This window comes from Mesorhizobium sp. M0088 (assembly GCF_040322895.1).
In the GTDB taxonomy this organism is placed as follows: domain Bacteria; phylum Pseudomonadota; class Alphaproteobacteria; order Rhizobiales; family Rhizobiaceae; genus Mesorhizobium.
In genome coordinates, this window is record NZ_JAMYUI010000034.1 from 1 (window position 1) to 21,445 (window position 21,445).

Below are 21,445 nucleotides of genomic sequence, written 5' to 3' on the forward strand. Positions count from 1 at the left end.
CACGAACAGGATGGAAACGAATCTCCATCCTGTTCGATAGGTCTTACCAGATCCTCATCCAGCCCAACTTAAGTGAACTGCATTACCCCGCTGGCGGGCGGTTGCATCAATTTTTCGGCTGGCGCGCGATCCTCATGGGCTAGCCACCGCGTTCAGCCAGTCATGGGCGCGGCTTTTGGGCCTGGCCACCAGTATGTTTTGTTGCTTGGCCGCCCTGGTGAAGGCGTCGAACGCAATGCGCTGGCAGCAGATGCCTTCGACGGCGAGCGTAACCAACCGCGTCGCCTCGAGATAACCAGGTGCTGTCTTGTCGGGCCATTGGTGGCGCAATGCCTCGGCTGCGCCGGCCACCGAACTGACCAGCATGGTTTTGTTATCGCAAAAGCGCACGGTAACCGGCATGAAGGCTGTCATCGGCGAACCTCCCCTTGGCATGGACGCGACATAACGTCGAAAGCTCGCGCCGGTTCCATCAGCCTGGATGCCGGGCGGCAAGGATGCTGGCGCAGCGGCGAGGAGGCGACGACCTCCGATTCAACGAAGGCCAACCGAACGGCGGCTCTCTCCGCCCTGCCGACCATGTGGGGAGATGCCCAACTGCGCGAAGGATCGCCGCGCTTTGCCGTTCTCCATCATCCCGAGCCAACCAGGAGCCTCCCATGAGCAAAAGGACCAGACCCGTCAAACCGCAGGCGCCGAAATTGCCGAAGGGCGAGGCCGAGCAGATGCGCATACGCCGGGAGATCGGCCATGATTTCGCGCTCAGGGATGACGCCTTCGGTCGCAAGCGGCTGGCGGCGGGCACGCTGGAGGCTGCTCGTGTCTACGAGGTGTCGAATGACGGCTACGCCGCCACCGGCGGCATCGTGCGGGTGCGCGCCATCGATGCGCTTATCGGCATCACCTCGCTGTCGCGCCAGCAGCGCGAGGCAGGTCTGCGCTACCGCGAGGATTTCCGCTGCAGCCAGCAGGCTGATGTCAAGCCGATGCGCTGGACCGAGCGCGTCGACGGCGGCCGCGATGGCGGCGGCATCGCCGACAGTGTGCTCGACGCCGGCAGGGCCTATGCCGCCGCCACAAGAGCGCTAGGCCATTGGGAGGTGGCCGCCGTGGTGCGACAAGTCTGCTGCGCGGACGGTTCCCTCAAGCGCCTGTCCGAGCAGACCGGCGAGGGCCGGAACGTGGTGACGAAGCTGCTGAAGGTGGGGCTGGATTTGTTGGCAGTGCATTACGGGATGATGATGAGGCGGTGAGGGGTGAAATGGATCCGACCGGCGATGCCTGCCGGATCGGTGATCAAGCCCGTTCCACAGATTCGCAATATGTGATGAACAATGCGGACCGGGCGCAGATACCCAGGCGCCTAAAACAAGGCCCTCTCCAATGGCCCCGCCAGTGTCTCGGCAAAGCCCGTCGCCAAATGGTGCCTGTCACGAAACGCCAGCTTGCCTGATATGACGACGTGGCAGGTGGTCGGGCCGCAGAATTGGTTGGTGAGGTCGATGTAGCGGGTGTCGGGTACGCTGGTCACCACGGCGCGCTCGGCGGCGGCGGTGCTGTCGTTGGCGGCGTCCGCCCTTGGCGTATCGCAGTGCGGCGAGGGGGCTTCGCGCCACCACAGGGTGCGCGCCACGCAGGAGCCGGCGAAGCTGGCGTTAATCGGCGTGTCGCGGATAACAGCCGTCTCGACACCGGCCCGGCTGAAGGCCTGCAAGGTCGAGCGCAGGCCGGCCTGCCAGCGCGCTACTTCGGCGGTGCGTTCGGCGGCGGGCAGGTCGCGGGTCAGATTGCCGATGGAAAATTCGGAGATCACCACCAGGCGCGGCTTGCGGCGGATGATCTCTGATATGGCCTGCTCGCGCCAGGCGTCGCATTCGGTGTAGTCGCGCTTCAGCACCGTGTTGAAGGTGGAGAGCCGCGAGGCGCGGCACGATGATTTAAGATAGGTGATGACCTTTGTGTCGTTGCGCTTGGCCGCCTCGATCAGCGGCGTCGACCACTGGTCGGCGTGCGAATCGCCGAACAGCACGATGGTGCGGGTGGCATCGGCCGGGCCGAACATGCAGGGTTTCGGCGTCACCGTTTGGAAGTCGGCCAGGCAGTTCTTGTCGACGGCCCGCGCGATGGAAGGTCTTTCGACCGCCTGCTCGATGCCGCGCTGCTCGGGGCCGATATTGCGCGTGGCCAGATGCGCGTTGGCATAGGCGACCGCCACGCCGGTGCCGGTCAGCATCAGCGCGGGAACCAGCACAAGGCCGGGAAAAGCGCGAAGCGGTTTTGCGTCTGGAATGACCCTGGGAAAGGCGCGGGCGCCCACCGCCATCCAGGCGCCGCGCCGCGCCGGGTCTTCGATCAAATGATAGGTGAGCACCGACAGCGCGAGCGCCAGCACGCCACAGCCAAGGCGCTGCGGCACGGAAAGGTCCGGCGCCAGCATCCCGGCATAGACGATGACCGGCCAATGCCAGAGATAGAGCGAATAGGAGAGCGTGCCGATCCATTGCAAGGGCGGCAGGGACAAAGCGGTAGCCGGGCCAAGGGCTTGCCAGCCGGTCCGTCTATTGGTCCGCGACCCGCCGACGCCGCTCAGCAGCACCAGCACGGTGCCCGCCACCGGCAGCAACGCGTACCAGCCGGGGAAGGGCAGGTCCTCGCTCAACAGGAGATAGGCCGTCGCGATCAGCGCCAGTCCGAGCCAGCCAAGTGCGGCCCGCAGCCAGATGCGGTGCTGCAGCAAAGCCATGGGGACCAGCGTCGCCAGGCCGCCGGCAGCGAACTCCCAGGCGCGCAGCGGCGAGAAATAGAAGGCCCAGGCCGGCGCCGCGCTGGTCAGCCACTGGCAGGCGGCGAAGGAGGCAAGGCCGGCAACGCCTATCACGGCTGCGGCCGTTCGCCGGCCCGGCCGCAGCCAGGCAGCCAGCAGAAGCAGCGCCGGCCAGGCCAGATAGAACTGCTCCTCCACCGACAACGACCAGAAGTGGATGAAGGGATTGCTGGTGGCGTCGGCGGCGAAATAGTCGAACGACCAGCGCAGCAGCCAAAGATTGATGGCATAGGCGGAGGCGAACATGGCGCCGCGCGAATAGAGCGCCTGCTCCTGCGGCGCCAGGATGAAGTAGCCGGCGGCCAGCGTAACCAGGATGACGAACAAAGCTGCCGGCAGAAGCCGCCGCGCGCGCCTGGCATAGAAGCGCCAAAGGTCGAGCCGGCCGGTCTCGCCGATCTCCTGCATGAGGTGGGTTGTTATCAGCCAGCCCGAGATGACGAAGAAGATGTCGACGCCGGCAAAGCCGCCGGGGAGCGCGGTGAGGCCGAAATGGTAGGCGACGACACCGCCGACAGCGAGCGCGCGCAATCCTTGTATGTCCGACCGGAACGATGCTGCCACGACGGCTCCTTCGTGCAAGGCCCAGCCCCTGCGCAACGTCGGCCGGGCAGGCTGATATCGCAATGCAACAAATTTATCGCAGTGCAACATAAAACAATTTTATCGCGGTGCAACATAGCAGGAATGGAAATGGGCCGGCGCGCCGGCCGGGCTTGATCGTTGCGTGGCGGGCTTGGCCGCGCGCCCTGCGGCAGACGCAAAACAGCCCCGCGAAGGGGCTGTTTCTCATCGGTTCGCTGGATTGCTACTTGCTGCCGCCGTTCGCTTTCACGCTGCTGCAGAATTCCGGATGGCTGTTGGCCGCAGTGGCGTCCTTCGCCTCGTCCTCGCAGGCCTTCATCATCGCGGTCTGGTCGTCCGGCGTAAGGGCCTTCCAGGCTTTCACGAAGTCGTCGTTGCTGACCATCGTCTTCATGCCGCTATCGGTGTAGAAGGGCTGCATCTTGGCCGGATCGTCGAGAGCCGACGTGCCGGTGTCGCCTGCCGCAAGCGCGGAGCCGGCAACCATCGAGAGCGTCATCGCGCCGAAACAGATCATCTTGATGTTCATGGTGTACTCCTCCTGTTGCTTGGGATCGTCGAAGCAACGATCAGTTGGAAAACGACAGGTTTGGGTGAAAGTTCCGGCATTTTTTGCGCAAAAATCCCGAAACGAAGAAAAATATAGTCGAAAAACTTGAAACTTTCCCCGATTTTTCCCGTAGAAAGCGAGTTTAGCGGGTCTCGCGTGCAAGACTGACCACCAGCCGATCGACGCTGGGGTCGTCGAGACTGACGATATGGGCCATCAGCATCGCTCGCCTCATGCTGATCCTGGTGACGTCCTGCCGCATGATGACCGACACAAAGGCCGGCCCCGATCCGGTGAGGACGATCGCCCTGCCGACCAGAACTGGTTCGGAGATGGGCGCCCACTGTACGGTCATGATCGAGGGCTCGCTTGTCTGGCGGCGGTTGATGCCTGTGAAATAGATCCAGTTCAGGCGCGAGATCGCCACGCCGTAATGGTTGCCGGGCATTCTCGAACCACCCTGGCCATCGCCCGGAGCCCAGCGCGTTACCCGCCTGAAGGTGACGAGATCGGCCTCACGCCGCACGAAGGTGACCGAGCGCATCAAAAAATCGGGCCGGCCGGGGATCGAAAAATAGGTGAAATAGGTGCCTCCGGCGATGGCGGGCGACGGCGGCCGCACCATGTTCTCGTACAGTGCCTCGCGCAACGTTGCATTGCTGTCGCCCTTGGCTGCCGCGGCGGCCGGCTCACGATACAACTCATCCTCGTCGATCTTGAAATAGTCGCAGATCAGCCTGGCGGTGGCTTTGTTGGGAACCGCCTTGCCTTGCAGATAGCGCTCGAACTGGGTGCGGTTGATGCCAAGCTCACGGCACACCGCGCTGACGGAAGCGTGGCGTTGGACCAGCCGCCTGAGATTGGCGGCGAGATTCTCGCGGATTGGCACGACATCTCCCCGACAGACGTACGGACCAGTATTCAAGCGATAGCTTATATACACTTGCATGACGTAGCGAGGGTGCGAAGATGGACCTTTGTCCAATAGGGCGAGGATCCCGTGGCGCGTAGACTGTACGATTTTGACAGTCCGGCTATGCAAGCCCCGCAAATGGGCGTATTTCGGTGGCAAGAGCGACCTCAGATCGGCCTCTCGACATCCTGCAATGGAGGGCGGTTTGGATCATACCGGCCTGGTCGAGCTTCTGGACTACACACAAGCGCAATTGACGAAGATCCGCCAGGCGGTCGCGGCAAGCGAGCACGCCGGTGCCATGTTCACCATCGACTGCCTTGTCGGAGCGGCGGCCGAGCAGACGAAGTGCAAGCTTGCAAGTCTGGAGCATGCCGGCTTGCCGGTCGGCAGGGATGGGCCGATTGGCCGAGGCGCATTTGAAGGCGGTGCGGCGCCGCCCGGCAAAGCGACATCGGGCAAGCCGGATGCCGGCGGCGACCGCTCCTGATCAGGGCGCGCCGATCTCGCCGATCAGCCTTGCATATTCGGCCTCGGCTTCGCCGTAACTGCCATTGGCAAGTTCCAGCAGCCCGGCGCGGTCACGAATGACGATCTCGCCCCGACGCGAGCGGATCAACGCGCGGCCTTCGAGCAGTTGGAGGGCGACGGTGACGCCTGGCCGCCTGACACCAAGCATGATGGCCAGGAATTCGTGGGTGATGGCGAGATGTTCGCCCGGCACGCGGTCATCGCACATGAGCAGCCATCGCGCCAGCCGTTCCTCGAGCTTCAACCGCGCGTTGACGAGCGCGGTGCAGCCGGCCTGGGTCTGTAGCGCGTTGACGAAGCGCAGCAGGAACATGCGCAAGGTCGCACTTGCCTCCAATGCTGCCTTGAAAGCGCCGGCTTCGATGCGGACCGCTTCGCCTTCGAGTTGGACGTAACAGGCATGCGGCGCACGGTCGTCGCCCATCACCAGGGAATATCCCGTCATGCCTTCGAAGCCGATGAAGCCCACTTCGGCCTCTTGGCCGCTCGTGGTGCTGGCGACCACCGAACCGATGCCCTGTTCGATGAAGTAGACGGCCTCGATCGGAATATTCGGGGTCACAAGCATCATGCGCAGCGGCAAGTCGCAGCGCTGCATGTGCGGCTCGAGCAACGCCAGATCATCCGCGGGCATGCGCCGCAGCAGCTGATTTCGGTATTGATGGTTTTTGGTGAGATCAGACATGGCGTGGCCCAATGCAGGGCAAGAGCCATCCAATCTCCCAGCCGTCCGTGCCCGTAAAAACGTACGGACGATCGCCTATGTATAGGGGCTCTGAACGAAGAAAGATATCAATGCGATATGAAATTCGAAGCACGGCGCCCCCCAACGCCCGTTCGCATATGAAAAGATCGGCCTGAATGTTAGTGTCGGAAACGTACCAAGCGCCACTTGGTACAAAACCGACATATTTCATGAGAGCGCCGGATCACGGTGAGGGTCGATGAAATCCGCCGGCTAATGACAAAGGCGCCATGTCGCGCCGGGCTCGAGAACCGTTCGAAAAGTGGGGCAGAGCGGCGGGAGAATTGTACGATATTTACTGTGATGAGGCCGATGTTGACTCTTGCTCAGTCCGATTTCATTTTTTGATCCACAGCGTCAAAGGAAGTGGTCGCTGCTCCGAAAGGGGCTTCTTATGTCGAGCCTTCATAAGCGCAATCCCGGTTTCCATCCTTCCGATCTGCAGCTGTGCCAGCGCGTCTTCGATCGGGTCTGCCTGGAGCGCAAACTTGACCGCATGTCGGGGGAGTCGGACGTACAGCGGCTGGCAGCCACGGTGTTTTCGCTGTTTCAGAATGGCTGCCGCAATGAAGGCGAGTTGCTCGAAAGTTTCAGGCGGACCCCCCAATGACCAAGGCCAGGATCACGTCCGCGACTCCGGCAGCCAAAAACGAACCTTACGACGCTGCGATCTTCGCCCGGAAATACGGCATGTCGCGGAAGGCCGCGGAGGTCGTGCTGTCCGCGAACGGACCGTCCAGAACGGCTTGTGACGCTGCCGCGCGCTCTTTTATGGAAGCGGTTGCCCGCAGAGCGAAGAGCAGCCATGAACACTGAAGTTGCGAGCGACTGCCGTTTCGCCGCCGACCCGCGGGCGCGTCCAATGCTGCCTTTATTGGACGCCGCGAGGCGTCAGCCTGTCGGCCCTATCACTCCTGAAGTGGCTTGCTGCGCCGTCACGGCGGAGAGTTTCTGCCGTTTGAGCAGCATCGGTTTTTCATAGATCTTCTTCATGTTCATGGCTTCCTCCGCAAAGTTCGATTGCGGCAGCGTCATCGCCGGCCGCGCTCTTATCAAGCCGACCTTGTCGAGGGTCGGTCGAGGGGACGAAAATCCATGCCTCAATTCCTGTCGGCCGGCTTGGAACGCATGCGCGAAACCGTTTCGCGCTCGGCGCGCTTGGAGCGCAGCGGCGGCAGGCCGCGGTCGATCAGGTCCATGTCCTCCAGCACCATATCTCCCATGCGCTTGAAGGCGATGTCGAGCGCGCCGGCACGGTGAGCCGAGCGCAGAAAGCCGGGCAGGGCGCGCACCGGATGGTCCCGCGCCAGCGGTTCTTCGGGGAAAACGTCGCTGGCGGCGACGATGTGGCCGCTCTTCACCGCCGCCATCAGCGCCGGGAAGTCCACCACGCCGGCGCGGCTGAGCAGGATGAAGGCAGCGCCCTTGCGCATGCCGGCAAAGGCCTCGGCACCGAGAAAACCCTGGTTCTCGCTGGTCACCGAGGCAACGACGAAGATGAAGTCGCTGGTCGACAGCACCTCGTCGAGAGAGGCCGGCTCGACGCCATTGTCGATGAGGATGGATGGCGGCAGCCAGGGATCGAAGACTTTGGTGCGGGTGCGGAAACCCGACAGCAGCCGGTTGAGCGCCCGGCCGAGATCGCCGAAACCGATGATGCCGACATCGGCGCCGGACAAGAGCCGCGCCGTCTGGTTGCCGTCGCCGCCCCACAGTTCCTGTCCCTGGCGGAAAGCGAGATCGGCATCGACGATGTCGCGGGCGAGGTTGAGCGCCATGGCAAGGCCAAGCTCCGCGACCGGCTCGGCGAACACCAGGCCGGTGGTGACGACATGGATGCCGCGCGCGAACAAGGTCTCGTAGGGCATGTTGTTGATGAGGTTGGTCTCGACATTGAAGACGCAGCGCAGCGCCTTCATCCGGTCGAGCGTTTCGGGCGATATGGGCGGCTGGCCGATGATATAGCGCGCCTCGGCCAGCACGTCGGCCGGCAGTTTCGCGACGCCGTCAGCGGTCGTCTCGACAATGCGATAATGCGCCTTGAGCCGCGCCAGCTGCCGGGCTGTGAAGATCAGGTCGAGCGTGCGTGGTTCCGGCGCACTGATAACCAGCGGCAAGGCGCTGTTGGACATGACTATTCCCTCTGTTCCCGATGGCCAAAATACCTTGGATGAAACGATTTACAACATCGCGCGGGGAGGCAAGACGGGGCGCTTTTGCCAGCGCGTTCAGCACAGCCCTTGGGCAGGACCAAGCGGGGCCAGACGGAACACTAGCCGTCTCTAAAAGTTGATGCTTGCGGCATGTGGTGCCCTCCATCGCCTGCCGAAGATCGGGGCCTCAGATCGGCCCGCGCCTTTCTGCCGAGAGAGCGCGGGCTTACGCCATGCTGGGCGCCCGCCGCTGTCCCAGATGCCGGACCTTGCGGCCGATGATCATCAGCTGGCGCGCGGTGTTGTTGCGCAGGCGCCTTGCGCGCCATTCCAGTCCGGTGCCGGCGGTGATCGACTTGGCATAGTAACTCACCCGCATGCCATCCTCATCGGCAGCCACCTTGACCGGGTCGTCATAGAAAGCGTTGATCTTGTCAGCCGCCATGCCTGGTGTTTCGAGCCATCGTGGAATGTGAACCGAATGGAGCTGATCGACGTCGGTCATCACCCGGCCGATGCCGACGCCCGGTGTTGGACACGTCGTGCAGAAGGCATCGCCGATGAAGATGACCCCGTCGCGGCGATGGCCTTGCGTGGTGCTCAGACTGATCTGCCTGACCTCGACAGGACTTGCGACTTCGAAGTTGCCGCATCGCGCCGCTATTTCGGGCATCAGCTCGCAGAGCATCTTTTGCGGTTCCTGGCGAAACGCCCGCGTCCACGGCTCGGCCACTTGCCGATAGCCGAACATGTTCGCCCTGATCTTGTCGCCGAGGGGAAAGATGCTGATGTAGGCGATACGGTCGGCAGCCCGCCTGCTGTAGCAGGTGACGGACTGATGACCGAAATCGCGCGGCGAGATGGCGAGGTCGAATCCCATCGACAATGAATGCGCCTTCGATTGCTCGATACGCTGCACCCCGACGGCGCGCCGCACCGCCTCGCCGTGACCGGTTGCCACCACCAGCAGGCGGGCATCGATGATGGTGCCGTCGGCCAGCACAAGCCGCTGCCGGTTCGGTCCAGTCGAGACCTCGGTTACCTTGCCGACCGTCAGCGGCACTTGCGGAGGCAAGGCGTCGCGCAGGCCATTGATCAGCGCGCCATAGGAGAATGTGAATTCAGCCTTCTTCTCATGCGCGAAGAACTGGCCGAGGCGAAAGACATGCGTGTCGGTCGTCGAGGTGACGAGACGCTTGAGTGTCGCATCGAGGCCGAGCTTTTCGAACAGCAGCATCTGATCCAGGCCGATCTTCTCGGCCCGGAACTCCTCGTGGTGGACGCGGTGCGGATCGATCAGCGTCACCTTGCGCCCGGCTTTTCCCAACAGCATGGCTAAGGTGGTCCCAGCCATTCCGGCGCCGACGATCGCCACATCGACTTCGGCCGGGCAGGCCTCTGAGATACTCATTCTGCTGCCCTTTCTGGTGGCAACTGCACGTTTCACAATCTCCGGTAGAAAATATCTTCCGGACCTAAATCAACCGCAAGCAACCGGAGCGCGTGCCTGGTAGTAACCAATGTTTAGGTTAATCGCGGGCCCGCTGCTTCCAGCGCGGTGCGATCGCCGAGCCATCGATGAACTCAAAGCCGCCAGCTTCGTTGAGCGTGTGAAGTTTACGCCCACTCCATAGCGCACCTGGATGCAAGATGGTTTCAACGACCTGCTCCATGCCGATCAAATCAAGGTGAGAAATGCGTGCGATGCCAAGCGCCGCGCCATAGCTCCTGCGGCAGTCCTGAACCGGGCGCAGCAGGTCGTTGCCGCGCCTGACCATGCGGCCGGCCGGCCGCGCCGAGGCGATGTCGATCAGCACGGGATTTTTGGGGTGCGGCGTCCAGGGGCCGCGAAAATCCGGCGCCGACCACAGATGCAGCGTGTCGGAGAAGGCGCCGCCGCCGTCGCGGACGGTGGCGAACAGCCACCAGGAGCCGCCATGCTCGACAAGCGTGGCGTCGCTGGCCACGACACCGGACAGAAGCGTCGCCTCCTTGACCCATCCACCGGGAAAGGCGGTGGCCCGGTAGAGATCGACGGTGCCGTTGGCGCAGCTTTCCGGCACCATCCAGACCTCGCCGTCGCGCTCGAAGACGAAGGGGTAGGAGAGATGGTAGGGCAGATCCAGCACCGGTTCAGGCCTTCCGAGCGGGCCTGCCGGGCCGAAGGGCACGGCGGAGATGATGGCCTTGCCGAGCTGGTGAATATAGTCCTCGACGAACAGGGTCAGCTGGCCCTGGTAGAGGATGGGAAACGGATCGGCGTAGAAGCGGCTGCCATCGTCCGGCAGCTCTTGCCAACCCGACGCCGGATGCGCACGCAGGTCGAACAGATCGGAACCCCCGGTTTGCCGCCAGCCGACCTTCCAATGCGGCGCGTTGTAGCAAAGGTGATAGATCTTCTGGACGATCCGCCGCGCCAGCGCCTTGCCGGCTCTGACCCCAAGCTTGCCGGCCGAGGGCATTGGCGGCGGGCTGCCTGCCTGCGCCGGCTCTGGCAGATCGGGCACCGACTTTGCCGCGCCTGACATGGCAGCGACGATCAGGCTTGCTGTGCGCGCCAGCATATCCTGGAAGGACGCCAGCGCGATGCCGCCATATTCTGTGCCCAGACGCCCGGCGGCGATCGCAACGCCGTTCTCCTCGATGCGGGCAAGCGGCGTGCGGCCGGCGAGGGTCAGGGCCAGCAAGGCCGCTTCCCCGCTGGCGCCGTCATAGGTGACGCGCCAGACCCGTGTGCTTTCCAGCCTGACATCGCCGCAGAGATCGACGACCAGGTCGGGCGAAGCGGGGGACCGCCGATAGGGCGCGAGCGCCGAAAGCGGCACACGCTTGGCTAGTCCATCATGGGCCAGTCCATCATGGGCCAGTCCGTGTATCGCCGTTTCGAGTTGAAACAGGGCCGCGGCGCTGCGCGGAATGCCGCCGCCCGCCGGCCTGACATCGACGGACAGTTCGACGTCGCCGAGCGCGGCAAGGCGCTCCAGCAGCGTGAGATGAAAGGCGCGGACGCAGTCGCCGTCCAGGCGTAGACTTATCTGCATGGTGGAGGTCCGAAAAGGCGGTGCCCGGCCTTGCCGGCCAGGCCGGTCCGGTCAAATTGTAACCCCATCTGCATCCGTCTCCGCTCGCTGCGTAGCCAACACCTCGATATGTATATTTTTAAGCAAACCGCGTGCCAAAATTCACGTCACCTCTCAACATAATTAACAATGTTTTAACAGTTGGAGGCATAGCTAGGTTATCGCCGCAAACTGATCTTGCCGGCATATGGAGTATTGTCGGAGGCAGCCATGCAATCATCCCTGCCCATGGTTCCTCAGCAACACTCTCCGGATGCGGCACGCGCGGGATCATACGCAGCTTCGACTGTCGAACTGGGCGACCTGAAGCGCATCCTGGTGCGCCGCCGGTTCTGGATCTTCGGCACTGTCGCGCTGCTGACGCTGGTCGCCCTTCTCTACGGTCTTTTTACGCCCGCGCTCTACAGCTCGGCGGCGGAAATCCTCATCGATCCGCAGGACCTGCAGGTGGTCACCAACGACGTCAATCCCAGCCGTATCTCACCCGATGGCGGCATCACGCAGGTCGAGAGCCAGGTCAGCGTGGTCCAGTCGACAGGCGTGCTGATGCGGGCGATCGCGGCGACAAACCTGACGCAGGATCCGGAATTCAACGGGCAGGGCTTGCTGTCGCGCCTGCTCGGTTCGGCATCGGCCGAAGGCGACAGGTCGGTGCAGACACTCGACGCGCTGCGCCGGCGCCTGGCGGTGAAGCGGGCCGACAAGGTCCTGGTCCTCGACGTCATCGTCACCGCCAAGAGCGCCGACAAGGCCGCCCTCCTGGCCAACGCCATCGCGCAGGCCTACCTGGTCGACCAGGCGAGCGCGCGCGCGAAAATGGCCAGGGACGCTTCCGAGTCGATCACCGCCCGGCTGGACGAGCAGCGCAAGCGTGTCCAGCAGGCCGAGAATGCCGTCGAGGCCTACAAGTCCGCCAACAACATGGTGATGGCGGCAGGCAATCTGGTCAGCGACCAGGAACTGACCGAGATCAACACGCAGCTTGCGGCGGCGCAGAGCCGCACCGCGGCGCTAAAGGCGCAGGTCGACCAGATGCGCCGCCAGAGCGGCACGGCGGACGCGACCTCGGAAGCGATGCGCTCGGCGGTGATCTCGAGCCTGCGGGCGCAAGAGGCGACGCTGGTCGACCAGGTCTCGCAACTCGGCACGGAGCTGGGGCCGCGTCATCCTTCGCTGATCGCAGCCCAGCAGCAGCTGCGCGACACGCGCCAGCTGATCGCGCGCGAGCTCGGCCGCATCGCCACCGCCACCGAGACGGACTACGAACGGGCGCTGGCCAACCAGCAGGCGCTGGAAGCCAAGGTCGCCGGCATGAAGAGCAAGTCGCTCGACACCGACCAGGCCTCGGTGCGGCTGCGCGAATTGCAGCGCGATCTCGAGGCGCTGCGCTCCGTCTACTCGAACTATCTCCAGCGCGCCCAGGAGACGCGCGAGCAGATCAATGTCGACAGCACCAATGCGCGCATCATCTCCAATGCCATGCCCGCCTTGAAGAAAAGCTGGCCGCCTTTGCCGCTGCTGTTGCTGGGCGCGATATTCGGCGGCCTCGGGCTCGGCACCGGTCTGGCGCTGATCGCCGAATATTCCTCGCCGACGGTGCTTTCCAGCGCGCAGATGCAGTCGGCCATCGACGCGCCGGTGCTGGGCGTGGTGCCGGCAAATTCAGGCACTGGGTGGCGCTGGTGGCCTTTCGGCGCAAGTTCGGCCGCCGCCTCCAGCCAGAAGACCGACGCCGTTGTCGGCCTTGCGCTGAGGCGCATGTTCAGTTCGGGCCAGCGTCCGGCGGACTGGCCGCTGGTGCCTTCCATCCTGGTGACATCGTCGCCGGGCGAGGGCGCGCAGCGCAGCCGGGTGGCGCGGCTGCTGGCCAATGCCGCGGCGTCCAGGGGCAGCCGGGTGCTGTTCATCGATGCCAATGCCGGCGGCGGCGACCAGAAGGATCCGCAGCCGGGGATCCTCGATGTGCTGCGCGGCGAGTACGCCTTCGAGGCCGTCAGCCATTACGCAGCCGGCAGCAACGTTGCCGTGCTGGGCAGGGGCCGCTCAAAGGCGGTCTTCCAGGAAGCGCATGGCATCTATTTTGCGCAGCAGATGCTGGCGCGGGCCAGCCGGAGCTTCGAACTCGTCGTCATCGACGGCGGCGCGCTGGCCGACAATCTCAATGCCTCGCCGCTGGTCGCCATGGCCGACGAGATCGTGCTCGTCGCCACGCTGAACGCCACCCCGATGCGCGACGTCACGACGACCGCGCAGGCGGTTTCCGTCATGGGGCGGTTGCCAACGGCCGCCTTGCTGGTCGACGAGGCCGCCTGATATGGCTGCCAGTTGGAGCGCAAGCGCTTCGAACCATGGTGTTGCCGCACCCCGCGCCGGCACGTCGCTCGATGCGCTGACGCGCTTCGGACTGATCGCGGCGGTAGCGGTGCTGTTCAGCATCTCGGGCGGCATGCTGTGGCTGGTCGGCTACAATTATGATGGCCTGTTCGGCAACCCGGCGACCAAGATCCACCCGTCCACCTATCTCATCGTCCTCCTGTTTGCCTGGCGTTCCTGCGCATCAGGCAATCCGGTGGGCCATATCGTCCATCTCGCCGACAGGCGGCCGGCCAGCGCGCTGATGGCCGCCATATCGATCGTGCTTCTGTTCGTCGTCATCGCAAGGCAGCGGCCCGGCATGGCCGGCATGATCGATACGTTCGTGGCCGCGGCACTTCTGGTCCTGATGCTCAGCGAGGACGACGAACGGACCTTCGCCGGGCTGCAGACCGTCGTTCACGTGGTCATGACGGCGAATGCGCTGCTTGCCCTTTTCGAGTTCGCCACCAAGACGCTTATCTTCCCCTATCGCCTGGACGGCGTGGCGTTTACCACCGATCTGCGCTCGAGCGCGCTGCAGGGGCATCCGCTCGCCAATGCCATGGTGACGTCGATCTACGTGCTTGCGCTGCTCTCCGGTGCCAGATCCCTGTCGACGCCTGTGCGGATAGGATTGATCGGCCTGCAATGCGCGGCACTTGTCGCGTTCGGCGGCCGTTCGGCGATGGTGATGACGATTGTGCTGGGCGGTTGCTATCTGCTTTCCAAGGGCATCAGCAAATTGCGCCGGGGACGCGTCAATCTCTTGGGTGCGGCACTCGGCTTCATGCTTGCCGCGCTGCTGCCGGTCGTCATCATCGTGGCGGCATATTATGGCTTTTTCGATGCGCTGCTGGAGCGCTTCGTGTCGGACAGCGGCAGCGCCAATGCCCGCGTCGAGATGTTCGAGCTCTTCAAGCACCTGGAATTACGCGATCTGATCGTGGGGCCGGATGTCGACCTAATCGACAGCCTGCGCCGTATCAACGGTCTCGAACAGGGCATCGAGAACCCGATTATCCGCACCGTCCTCTATCAGGGCGCCTTCTTCACCCTTTTGCTGACGTTCGGCTTCGTGCTGTTCCTGTTCGAGGTGGCGCGCCGCTGCCATCCCGGCATCTGGCTGCCGATGCTGGGCTGGGTCATTCTGATCAACACCTCGGAAAGCGTCGCGTCGAAGACGACGCTGCTGACCAAGTTCGTGGTGCTGGCGCTGGTGCTTTACCGGCCGACGCGGGCAGCGTTCAGGCCCGTCAGTCCGCCGGCATGGTCAAGCCAAGCGCCGCGATGATATCGGGGTCCAGTGCCCGGGTGGTGTCGTCCATCATGCCCATGCCATCGAAGAGATCCCACAGTGCCCAGGCGAGGCCGAGTTCCTCGGCGCTCCGCCTGACATCGGCGATGTAGCGCGCGCGATCCGGATTGGGTGCGGCGACATAGCGGGCGTCGGTGCGCAGCGCGCCGAACTCGCCCATGATGATGCGTTCCGGCGCAAGGCCGTGGCCGTCGGCCCAGTCGCGAACCTGGCGAAGATATTTGTCGACAAACCAGCGGTCGGGCCGGGCATCGAAATAGACTTTCAGCACACGCTCGGTCTCGGCATAGGCTGCCTGCTTGGCGTCTTCAGGGGTTTCGGTGTCCTGCGCCATGCGCGCCCTGACCGATGCCAGCGTCTGTTCCAGCGAGCCGGCGGATGCCGGCCACGGCACATTGTTGAGCGACCGGTAGACGGGCTCGCGCATCCAGGGTGCCCCCTGATGGCTGAACAGATAGGGCTCATAGAAGTGGAAGGTGAACAGGATCGGCTCGAACGGGGACAGCGTTGCCGGATCGAGCGCGGTCAGTCCGCTCACCATCGAGCCGCAGCCGCCGGTGACGACCAGCGGCAGGGTCGCGGCCGATGCTCTTGCCGCCGTCAAAAGTGAAAGCTGGATCTGCGACCAGACGTTCGACGCGCAGGCCTGCGCCGGCTCGTTGACCGGCTCGAGCGCCACCCTGCCGGGCTGGAACCGCGCCAGCCTGCCGGCAAGCTCGCCGACCAGCCCGCGGTATAGATCGAAGGCGGGTGCGGCGGTGCTGGAGACCATGCGGTCGGGGTTCCAGTAATGGGTGGCTGCATTGGCCTGGATGTTGACGATGATGCCGAGACCGGCGTGGAGGGTGGCCGTGACGGCGGCGTCCAGCATGTCCAGCAACCGACTGCGCGTCTTGGCGTCAGCGGCCAGGAAAGGGCCGGGATCGACGGGCAGACGGATGAAATCGAGCCCGGTCCTGCGCAGCCGACGCAGGTCGTCCGGGGTCGGCACCGGCCGTTGCGACTGGAAGGGCGGCCAGTCATAGTCGGTGCGCGGAGCGGGAAATTCGCGCGTCAGCGAGAACCAGGGCCAGGCGTTGACGCCACGCCGAAATCGCGGCCCGGCGGCTGCGCGAGCGATTGGTGCGACCGGGAGCGAGCCGAGAGCCGCCGCGGTGGACAGCGCCGTCCGCAGCACCCGCCGGCGCGACCAGCCTGTCATACGGTTCCTGGCGATGCATGATCCATCGCGGTGGTCTTGGCGGCGGTCATGCCGAGCAAATGATAGGCCTCATTTTCATAGGCAAGCAGGACATCGTCCCAGCGAAAGGCTTCGCGGGCGCGCGCCCTGGCGGCAACGCCGCAGGCCTTGACCAGGGCATCATCGTCCAGCGCCTGCTGCATCCGCTTGGCGCAACTGTCCTTGTCGGTGAAGTAGATCGCCGCAGCCCCGGCGGTCCATCTGTTGTAGGGATTGTCGTGGGCGATCACCATGTTGCCGGCCGCCAGCGCCTCGACCAGCGACGGGTTGGTGCCGCCGACCGTGTGGCCGTGCAGATAGGCGCGGGCGTGGTATCTGAGCGCCTTGACCGTCGCCTGGTCGTAGATGGCGCCCGGCAGGACCACCGAGCCATTCGCCGCCTTGCGGATGGCGGCATGATAGGGGATGTCGTCGGACAGCGTTCCCAGCACCACCAGCTTCATGTCGCGCTTGGCGGAGCAAAAAGCTTCGACGATCGGCAGGATGTTGTTGTCGGGTTCGATGCGCGCGATCGAGACGAGATAGCGCCCGGGCTCGAGGCCGAGCGCCCGGACCGGCGCCTCGGGCGCTGATGTCACCGGATCGGCGCCATAGGCAATGGTGGCGATGGCGCTGCGCGGCCGGCGTGTCGCCAGGTGATCTGCGATGGCGGGATGATCGGCGACCAGCCGATGCGAGGCCCATGCGCCGATCCATTCGTTGAGCCAGAACCAGGTTCGCGCCGCCATTCCCCATTTTGGGCGGCGCCACTCGATGCCGTCCATGTTGGTGAAGATCTTGCGTCGCTTCAGTCTGAGCCAGGTCAGGAAGACCGCGCCATTGTAGCCGAGCACCAGGCAAACGCCCGGTCGCCGGGCGGCGTCGCGGGCGCATTGCCAGTCGAATTCCAGCGTCGCGCGCGGTCCCTTGGAGGCAACCTGGATGTGAATGAGCTCGATGCCGCGCCAGGTTTCGCTGCGCACCCTCTGGTCGATCCGCTCGACCTCATCCTGGCAGTAGACGCCGACCTTCCAACCGCGCCCGACAAGAAATAGCGCCAGTTTTTCGGCAAAGGTTTCAAAGCCGCCATGGGCCGCGGGTATGCCGCGGGTCCCCAGGATCAGAATGGCGGGCGTTTCTGGTTTCATGGCCGGCGGCACTTTCACATGTCTCATACATTAGATATTGCTTAATTTATAATGAGCAGATGGCAACTTCCGTGCCAGCTCCCGATTTCGGTATCCTGCGAGGGATCATCGCGCGGGGTTGTAAAAAAACGGTGTTGAAGCCGATGGTTGTTTCATTCTCGGTCAACCCTTCTGTGCGTAGCTGTATCGAAACGAAGCAATGCCTGGGGCGTACGGCCGGCAGTCGGGCGTATCGAACCAGGCATGATTCTTGCGGACGGGCTTCTGCCACAATCGCCCAGCGCGATGGTTGTAGCACCCGGCGGGATATAAAGATGCGGATTGCCTGCGTTCATCAGGGTTATGAACTCTATGGTTCTGACCGCAGCTTTGCGGAGAGCGTTGCCGCGCTGCGCGCCGCGTTTCCGTCGGCCGACATCGAAGTGGTTTTGCCACGTAGCGGGCCGATCGTGCGGATTCTGGAAGCGCATGCCAGCCGGATCGTATTCGAACCGCTGTGGGTGCTGAGGCGCCAGGCCATTGCGCGCCTTGCGACCGTCGAGATGGCGCGATTGCCAATTGCCGTGTTCAGGGCGTGGCGGCGGCTCAAGGATTGCGACCTCGTCTATGTCAACACCTCGATCGTGGCCGACTACGCGCTGGCCGCACGCCTTCTTCCCCAAAAGGCCGTCCTGCACATCCACGAAATCCCCGAAGGCGCCATGCGCAGGATACTCGTCGGCCTGATGCGCTGGAGCCATGCCGATCTGATCTTCAACTCGCGCGCGACGCGCGCCGCTTTCGGCGATCCCAAGACCGCGCGCACGCATGTCGTCTACAACGGCGTTGCCGGGCCGGCGGCGGTCGAACCGACCACCTATGACGGCAAGCGCCCATTGCGGGTGCTGCTGCTCGGCCGCATCAACCGGATCAAGGGGCAGGAAATCCTGCTGGAGGCGATCGCCGCGATGCCGGCAGAACTCCAGTCGAGGATCGAGGTGCGGCTGGTCGGCGGCGCCTTCGAAAGCACTGAGCGCGAGCATGCGCTTGCCGAACTGGTCGAAACCATGGGGCTTAACGGGCGCGTCAGAGTCCTGCCTTTCATTCCCGACCCTTCGGAGCATTATCGATGGGCCGATATCGTCACCGTGCCGTCGCGGCGTCCGGAATCGCTGGGCCGCGTCGCCATCGAGGCGATGGCTTACGGCCGGCCGCCGCTTGTATCGGCGATCGGCGGGCTGGTGGAAGTGGTCAGCGACGGGGAGACCGGCTGGCATGTTCCGCCCGGCGACGCAGCAGCTCTTGGCGCGAAATTGCAGGAGATCATCCTCGCCCCTGAGGCCTGGCGCGGGTTTGTCGCTGCCGGGCGCGCGCGCTACGAGGCAATCTTCAGCGAGCCGGTCGCGGCCGCGGCGATCACCGCGATCGCCGCCGACAAGCTGAAGACGACCATCGCGCGGCCGGGCAGGGTGCCTGCTGCCCGCGAAGCGGAGACGCGGCCGTGAAGTTAGCGTTTCCGAGCCATCTGGTTCGACGCCTCGTGCTGATGATCGGCGGCGAGGCGATGCAGAGCGGCTTTCATTTTGCCCTCAACATCATGCTGTTGCACATGCTGTCGGCGCAGGGCTACGGCCTCTTCGCCATCGGCATGGTGATGGGCGGTGTCGGCCTGTCCTATATCAGGTCACTCACCGCCGTTCCCGCCAGCATCTGGATGAGCAAGAGCACCAACAGCGCCGGCGTCGATACCTATGACGTGGCGTTCGGAACGGCGGCGCTGATCGTGGCGTTGCTGATGGCCGTCGGCACGGCAGTCCTGATGCATGTCCTTGGCGATCCAAGCGGAATTGCCGCCGGCTGCTTCGTCGGTGCCTGGTCGTTGCGCAGCCATATGCGCACGGCTTTCTTCGCACGGCGCCAGCAGGTTGTTGTCTCCGTCAGCGATGGCGCTTTTACAGTCGCCGGCTGTGTCCTGACCGGGCTGTCGATCTGGTTGGTCCAAGACCCGCTGCAGACCGTGTTCTATGCACTAGCCGCGGCAAATGTTTTCGGCATTTTCGTCCTGGTCCGGCTGGCTCGGCGCTCGCTTCGCATCAGCTTCCGCATGCCGACCCGGCGACGCTATGTCAGGCTCTGGCCCCAGCTGCGCTGGTCGGCATTCAGCGCCACCACCACCAACATCCAGGGTCAATGTCTGGCGCTGCTGGTCGCAGGCATTGCCGGTCCTGCCGCCTACGCACCGCTGGCGGCGGTTCTGGTGCTGTTTGCCCCGCTGCGCATCATCAGCCTTGCTTTCGTCAACATGACGCAGCCGGATCTCGCCAGGCTGATGCGGAACAATGAAACGGGCCGTGTCTGGACGCAGGCCAAGATCTGGGCGCTCGTCATGGGGTTTGGCGGCCTTGCATATGGATGCGCCATCATGTTCGTCCTGCCGATGATAAAATCCCAGGCTCTCCAGGACGCTTCGACCTGGTTCATCGGACTTTTCGTGATCGCGAATTTTGTCCCGATCATGCTCTATATCATGCCCCGTATCGTGCTTGAGATACTCGGCGATTTTCGGATCGTCGCGTTCACCACGACGGGCGGCGCGGTCGTCGGGCTGGCGCTGATCGCGGCCCTGCTGGCAATGGCGTCTCCGCCGTGGGCGTTGTTGGGTTCCGCCGTCTCGGAGATGTTCGTGCTCGTGGCATCATGGTATTTCGCGCATCACCGCATGTGGAATATCGAGCATCCCGACGAGGCGCGCGACAGCCGGTTGGGCGCGTGGCGGCGCACGCTGTCGTTCGCCACGGCAAAGCGATAGGAAAAAACATGGCAGTCCAGGCGGTGCAAATTGCTGCGGCGACCGGCTCGCCCGATGGCCAGTCCTCCCATCCGGCCACCGTCGTCGCCAACGATGCATACACGGCGCGGCTCCACACCAGCCTGGAAGCGGCCAGGCCGCTCTGGCTGCGCCTTCAGGCGGACGGTGTGTGCACCGCCCACCAGAATTATGCCTGGGCCGAGGGGATCGTAGCGCGGCTGATGCCGGAAGGTGCCGAACTGCTCATCGTGGAGGTAAACGACGCCGTGACGGGCGTGCCGCGAATGCTGGTGCCGTTGATACGGCGACCGGCTTTCCGCCATCGGGTGATCGAGTGGCTGAGCTGTGGCGTTTGCGACTATTCGGCACCGTTGCTGGCCGATGCGAGCCCGTGGACGTCGCAGTCGGCGCAGGCCGCGTGGGCCGCGGTGCGTTCCGTGCTGCCGCCGGCGGACCGTATCCAGATCAGGGGAATTCCGCAATCGATCAGCGGTGTCGCCAATCCGCTGGCCCTGCTGGCGGCCACGCGCGATTCCCTGCATACCAGCTTCGGCCTCGCCATCGACGGCGATCCGGAAACTGTCCTCAAGCGCCTATGCCGGCCATCCTTCGTCAAGGCTTTCAACAAGGACTGGCGTCGCCTCGAACGGCTTGGCGGCGTGGAACTGGTCGAAGCCAACACGCCGGCCCTGGTGGAGGTCATCTTCGCCGGCCTGGTCCGGATGCGGCTCAGCCGCTTTCGCGAACTGGGCCGCTTCGACCTGCTGACGCAGGCGGCGGTTGTCGATTTCTATCGAAACGCTGCTCTCGAGGGCCTGTCGGATGGGTCGGTGCGGCTCTTCGGGTTGCGTGTGGGTGAAGCTCTTATCGCGGTCCAATACCTGCTGATCCATCAAGTCACCGTTCATGCTCTGCTGATCTCAATCGATCAGGGCGCGGTGCCTAATGTCTCGCCTGGACTTCTGATCATGGGCAAGTTGATGAGCTGGGCGCGCGGGCGCGATTTCAATTATTTCGACCTGTCGGTAGGCAACCAGAGTTATAAGGAACATATGGGTGCCTTGGGTTCGGGTCTGCGCGAGCTTTGCCACGGGATCACGGTGCGAGGCAGCGCCGTGAGCGCAGCCATCGAGATCCGCAACCGGGCCGAGGTGTTCGTGCGCTCCAAACCTCGGCTGCTGAAGAGGCTCCAGGGACTGATGCGGGGTTTGCGGCGCCTGCGCGGGGGATCAGAATGAC

At 64.0% G+C, this 21,445-nt stretch carries 20 protein-coding genes; 9 read left to right on the forward strand and 11 right to left on the reverse strand.

All coding sequences use genetic code 11. From position 1 onward, the window contains the following. Positions 1-132: 132 nt before the first annotated feature. Entirely contained in the window at positions 133-414 is a 282-nt protein-coding gene (locus tag NKJ67_RS31075; protein WP_127268742.1) for a DUF982 domain-containing protein, read from the reverse strand. A gap of 245 nt (positions 415-659) precedes the next feature. Between NKJ67_RS31075 and NKJ67_RS31080 the strand changes: the two genes are divergently transcribed. Then, complete coding sequence (locus NKJ67_RS31080) at positions 660-1,253, forward strand: DUF6456 domain-containing protein (protein ID WP_352585095.1); 594 nt, start codon at positions 660-662, stop codon at positions 1,251-1,253. 110 nt (positions 1,254-1,363) lie between these two features. Here NKJ67_RS31080 and NKJ67_RS31085 read toward each other — a convergent pair whose 3' ends face one another. The 3 genes from NKJ67_RS31085 to NKJ67_RS31095 all read right to left on the reverse strand — a co-directional run bounded on the left by NKJ67_RS31085 (position 1,364) and on the right by NKJ67_RS31095 (position 4,848). Then, positions 1,364-3,388: an acyltransferase family protein gene (locus NKJ67_RS31085; protein ID WP_352585097.1), complete on the reverse strand. Its 2,025-nt coding sequence runs from the start codon at positions 3,386-3,388 to the stop codon at positions 1,364-1,366. Positions 3,389-3,632: 244 nt separating this feature from the next. Beyond that, positions 3,633-3,938, reverse strand: a complete 306-nt coding sequence (locus NKJ67_RS31090) for a hypothetical protein (RefSeq protein ID WP_023813297.1) — start codon at positions 3,936-3,938, stop codon at positions 3,633-3,635. Positions 3,939-4,101: 163 nt separating this feature from the next. After that, positions 4,102-4,848 (reverse strand): helix-turn-helix domain-containing protein, encoded by a 747-nt coding sequence (locus tag NKJ67_RS31095; RefSeq protein ID WP_023813298.1) that lies wholly within the window; start codon positions 4,846-4,848, stop codon positions 4,102-4,104. Between the two features lie 229 nt (positions 4,849-5,077). On the opposite strand from NKJ67_RS31095, the gene NKJ67_RS31100 reads away from it, so the two are divergent. Beyond that, complete coding sequence (locus tag NKJ67_RS31100) at positions 5,078-5,362, forward strand: hypothetical protein (protein ID WP_081734951.1); 285 nt, start codon at positions 5,078-5,080, stop codon at positions 5,360-5,362. On the opposite strand, the gene NKJ67_RS31105 is transcribed toward NKJ67_RS31100, so the two are convergent. After that, entirely contained in the window at positions 5,363-6,088 is a 726-nt protein-coding gene (locus NKJ67_RS31105) for a Crp/Fnr family transcriptional regulator (protein WP_352585099.1), read from the reverse strand. A 454-nt stretch (positions 6,089-6,542) separates the two neighbouring features. On the opposite strand from NKJ67_RS31105, the gene NKJ67_RS31110 reads away from it, so the two are divergent. Next, positions 6,543-6,758 carry a hypothetical protein gene (locus NKJ67_RS31110; protein WP_352585101.1) on the forward strand — a complete coding sequence of 72 codons (216 nt, stop codon included), beginning with the start codon at positions 6,543-6,545 and terminating at the stop codon, positions 6,756-6,758. Further along, on the forward strand, positions 6,755-6,964 hold the full coding sequence (locus NKJ67_RS31115) for a hypothetical protein (protein WP_023813302.1): 210 nt from the start codon (positions 6,755-6,757) through the stop codon (positions 6,962-6,964). The genes NKJ67_RS31110 and NKJ67_RS31115 overlap by 4 nt, the downstream gene beginning before the upstream one ends. A gap of 75 nt (positions 6,965-7,039) precedes the next feature. Here the strand turns inward: NKJ67_RS31115 and NKJ67_RS31120 are convergent, their stop codons facing one another. From NKJ67_RS31120 to NKJ67_RS31135, 4 genes are all read right to left on the reverse strand, one after another. After that, the gene (locus NKJ67_RS31120; protein ID WP_352585103.1) at positions 7,040-7,147 is read right to left on the reverse strand and encodes a putative RiPP precursor; all 108 of its coding nucleotides are present in this window, start codon (positions 7,145-7,147) and stop codon (positions 7,040-7,042) included. 101 nt (positions 7,148-7,248) lie between these two features. Further along, entirely contained in the window at positions 7,249-8,280 is a 1,032-nt protein-coding gene (locus tag NKJ67_RS31125) for a hydroxyacid dehydrogenase (RefSeq protein WP_352585105.1), read from the reverse strand. Between the two features lie 247 nt (positions 8,281-8,527). Next, entirely contained in the window at positions 8,528-9,712 is a 1,185-nt protein-coding gene (locus tag NKJ67_RS31130) for an FAD-dependent oxidoreductase (protein WP_352585107.1), read from the reverse strand. A gap of 118 nt (positions 9,713-9,830) precedes the next feature. Next, positions 9,831-11,342 carry a glucosamine inositolphosphorylceramide transferase family protein gene (locus NKJ67_RS31135; protein WP_352585109.1) on the reverse strand — a complete coding sequence of 504 codons (1,512 nt, stop codon included), beginning with the start codon at positions 11,340-11,342 and terminating at the stop codon, positions 9,831-9,833. 249 nt (positions 11,343-11,591) lie between these two features. Between NKJ67_RS31135 and NKJ67_RS31140 the strand changes: the two genes are divergently transcribed. Both NKJ67_RS31140 and NKJ67_RS31145 read left to right on the forward strand, forming a co-directional pair. After that, entirely contained in the window at positions 11,592-13,694 is a 2,103-nt protein-coding gene (locus NKJ67_RS31140) for a GumC family protein (protein ID WP_127272564.1), read from the forward strand. 1 nt (position 13,695) lies between these two features. After that, positions 13,696-15,027: a VpsF family polysaccharide biosynthesis protein gene (locus NKJ67_RS31145; RefSeq protein WP_352585111.1), complete on the forward strand. Its 1,332-nt coding sequence runs from the start codon at positions 13,696-13,698 to the stop codon at positions 15,025-15,027. On the opposite strand, the gene NKJ67_RS31150 is transcribed toward NKJ67_RS31145, so the two are convergent. Next, the gene (locus NKJ67_RS31150) at positions 14,990-16,252 is read right to left on the reverse strand and encodes a glycoside hydrolase family 5 protein (RefSeq protein WP_352585113.1); all 1,263 of its coding nucleotides are present in this window, start codon (positions 16,250-16,252) and stop codon (positions 14,990-14,992) included. The genes NKJ67_RS31145 and NKJ67_RS31150 overlap by 38 nt on opposite strands. After that, entirely contained in the window at positions 16,249-17,418 is a 1,170-nt protein-coding gene (locus NKJ67_RS31155) for a DUF1972 domain-containing protein (protein ID WP_164762487.1), read from the reverse strand. The genes NKJ67_RS31150 and NKJ67_RS31155 overlap by 4 nt, the downstream gene beginning before the upstream one ends. A gap of 314 nt (positions 17,419-17,732) precedes the next feature. Here NKJ67_RS31155 and NKJ67_RS31160 point away from each other — a divergent pair, with 314 nt between their 5' ends. From NKJ67_RS31160 to NKJ67_RS31170, 3 genes are read left to right on the forward strand one after another with little or no spacing between them, the layout of a single operon-like run. Then, positions 17,733-18,902 carry a glycosyltransferase gene (locus NKJ67_RS31160; RefSeq protein ID WP_352585115.1) on the forward strand — a complete coding sequence of 390 codons (1,170 nt, stop codon included), beginning with the start codon at positions 17,733-17,735 and terminating at the stop codon, positions 18,900-18,902. Next, positions 18,899-20,206, forward strand: a complete 1,308-nt coding sequence (locus NKJ67_RS31165) for an MATE family efflux transporter (protein ID WP_352585118.1) — start codon at positions 18,899-18,901, stop codon at positions 20,204-20,206. Before NKJ67_RS31160 ends, NKJ67_RS31165 begins: the two co-directional genes overlap by 4 nt. A gap of 8 nt (positions 20,207-20,214) precedes the next feature. Next, complete coding sequence (locus tag NKJ67_RS31170) at positions 20,215-21,444, forward strand: GNAT family N-acetyltransferase (RefSeq protein ID WP_352585120.1); 1,230 nt, start codon at positions 20,215-20,217, stop codon at positions 21,442-21,444. Position 21,445 lies beyond the last annotated feature (1 nt).

Bases quoted from the DNA above. Each gene is read 5' to 3' on its own strand.
- NKJ67_RS31075 (WP_127268742.1), bottom strand. From the start codon at position 414: ATGACAGCCTTCATGCCGGTTACCGTGCGCTTTTGCGATAACAAAACC.
- NKJ67_RS31080 (WP_352585095.1), top strand. From the start codon at position 660: ATGAGCAAAAGGACCAGACCCGTCAAACCGCAGGCGCCGAAATTGCCG.
- NKJ67_RS31090 (WP_023813297.1), bottom strand. From the start codon at position 3,938: ATGAACATCAAGATGATCTGTTTCGGCGCGATGACGCTCTCGATGGTT.
- NKJ67_RS31105 (WP_352585099.1), bottom strand. From the start codon at position 6,088: ATGTCTGATCTCACCAAAAACCATCAATACCGAAATCAGCTGCTGCGG.
- NKJ67_RS31110 (WP_352585101.1), top strand. From the start codon at position 6,543: ATGTCGAGCCTTCATAAGCGCAATCCCGGTTTCCATCCTTCCGATCTG.
- NKJ67_RS31115 (WP_023813302.1), top strand. From the start codon at position 6,755: ATGACCAAGGCCAGGATCACGTCCGCGACTCCGGCAGCCAAAAACGAA.
- NKJ67_RS31120 (WP_352585103.1), bottom strand. From the start codon at position 7,147: ATGAACATGAAGAAGATCTATGAAAAACCGATGCTGCTCAAACGGCAG.
- NKJ67_RS31125 (WP_352585105.1), bottom strand. From the start codon at position 8,280: ATGTCCAACAGCGCCTTGCCGCTGGTTATCAGTGCGCCGGAACCACGC.
- NKJ67_RS31130 (WP_352585107.1), bottom strand. From the start codon at position 9,712: ATGAGTATCTCAGAGGCCTGCCCGGCCGAAGTCGATGTGGCGATCGTC.
- NKJ67_RS31135 (WP_352585109.1), bottom strand. From the start codon at position 11,342: ATGCAGATAAGTCTACGCCTGGACGGCGACTGCGTCCGCGCCTTTCAT.
- NKJ67_RS31140 (WP_127272564.1), top strand. From the start codon at position 11,592: ATGCAATCATCCCTGCCCATGGTTCCTCAGCAACACTCTCCGGATGCG.
- NKJ67_RS31145 (WP_352585111.1), top strand. From the start codon at position 13,696: ATGGCTGCCAGTTGGAGCGCAAGCGCTTCGAACCATGGTGTTGCCGCA.
- NKJ67_RS31150 (WP_352585113.1), bottom strand. From the start codon at position 16,252: ATGACAGGCTGGTCGCGCCGGCGGGTGCTGCGGACGGCGCTGTCCACC.
- NKJ67_RS31155 (WP_164762487.1), bottom strand. From the start codon at position 17,418: ATGAAACCAGAAACGCCCGCCATTCTGATCCTGGGGACCCGCGGCATA.
- NKJ67_RS31160 (WP_352585115.1), top strand. From the start codon at position 17,733: ATGCGGATTGCCTGCGTTCATCAGGGTTATGAACTCTATGGTTCTGAC.
- NKJ67_RS31170 (WP_352585120.1), top strand. From the start codon at position 20,215: ATGGCAGTCCAGGCGGTGCAAATTGCTGCGGCGACCGGCTCGCCCGAT.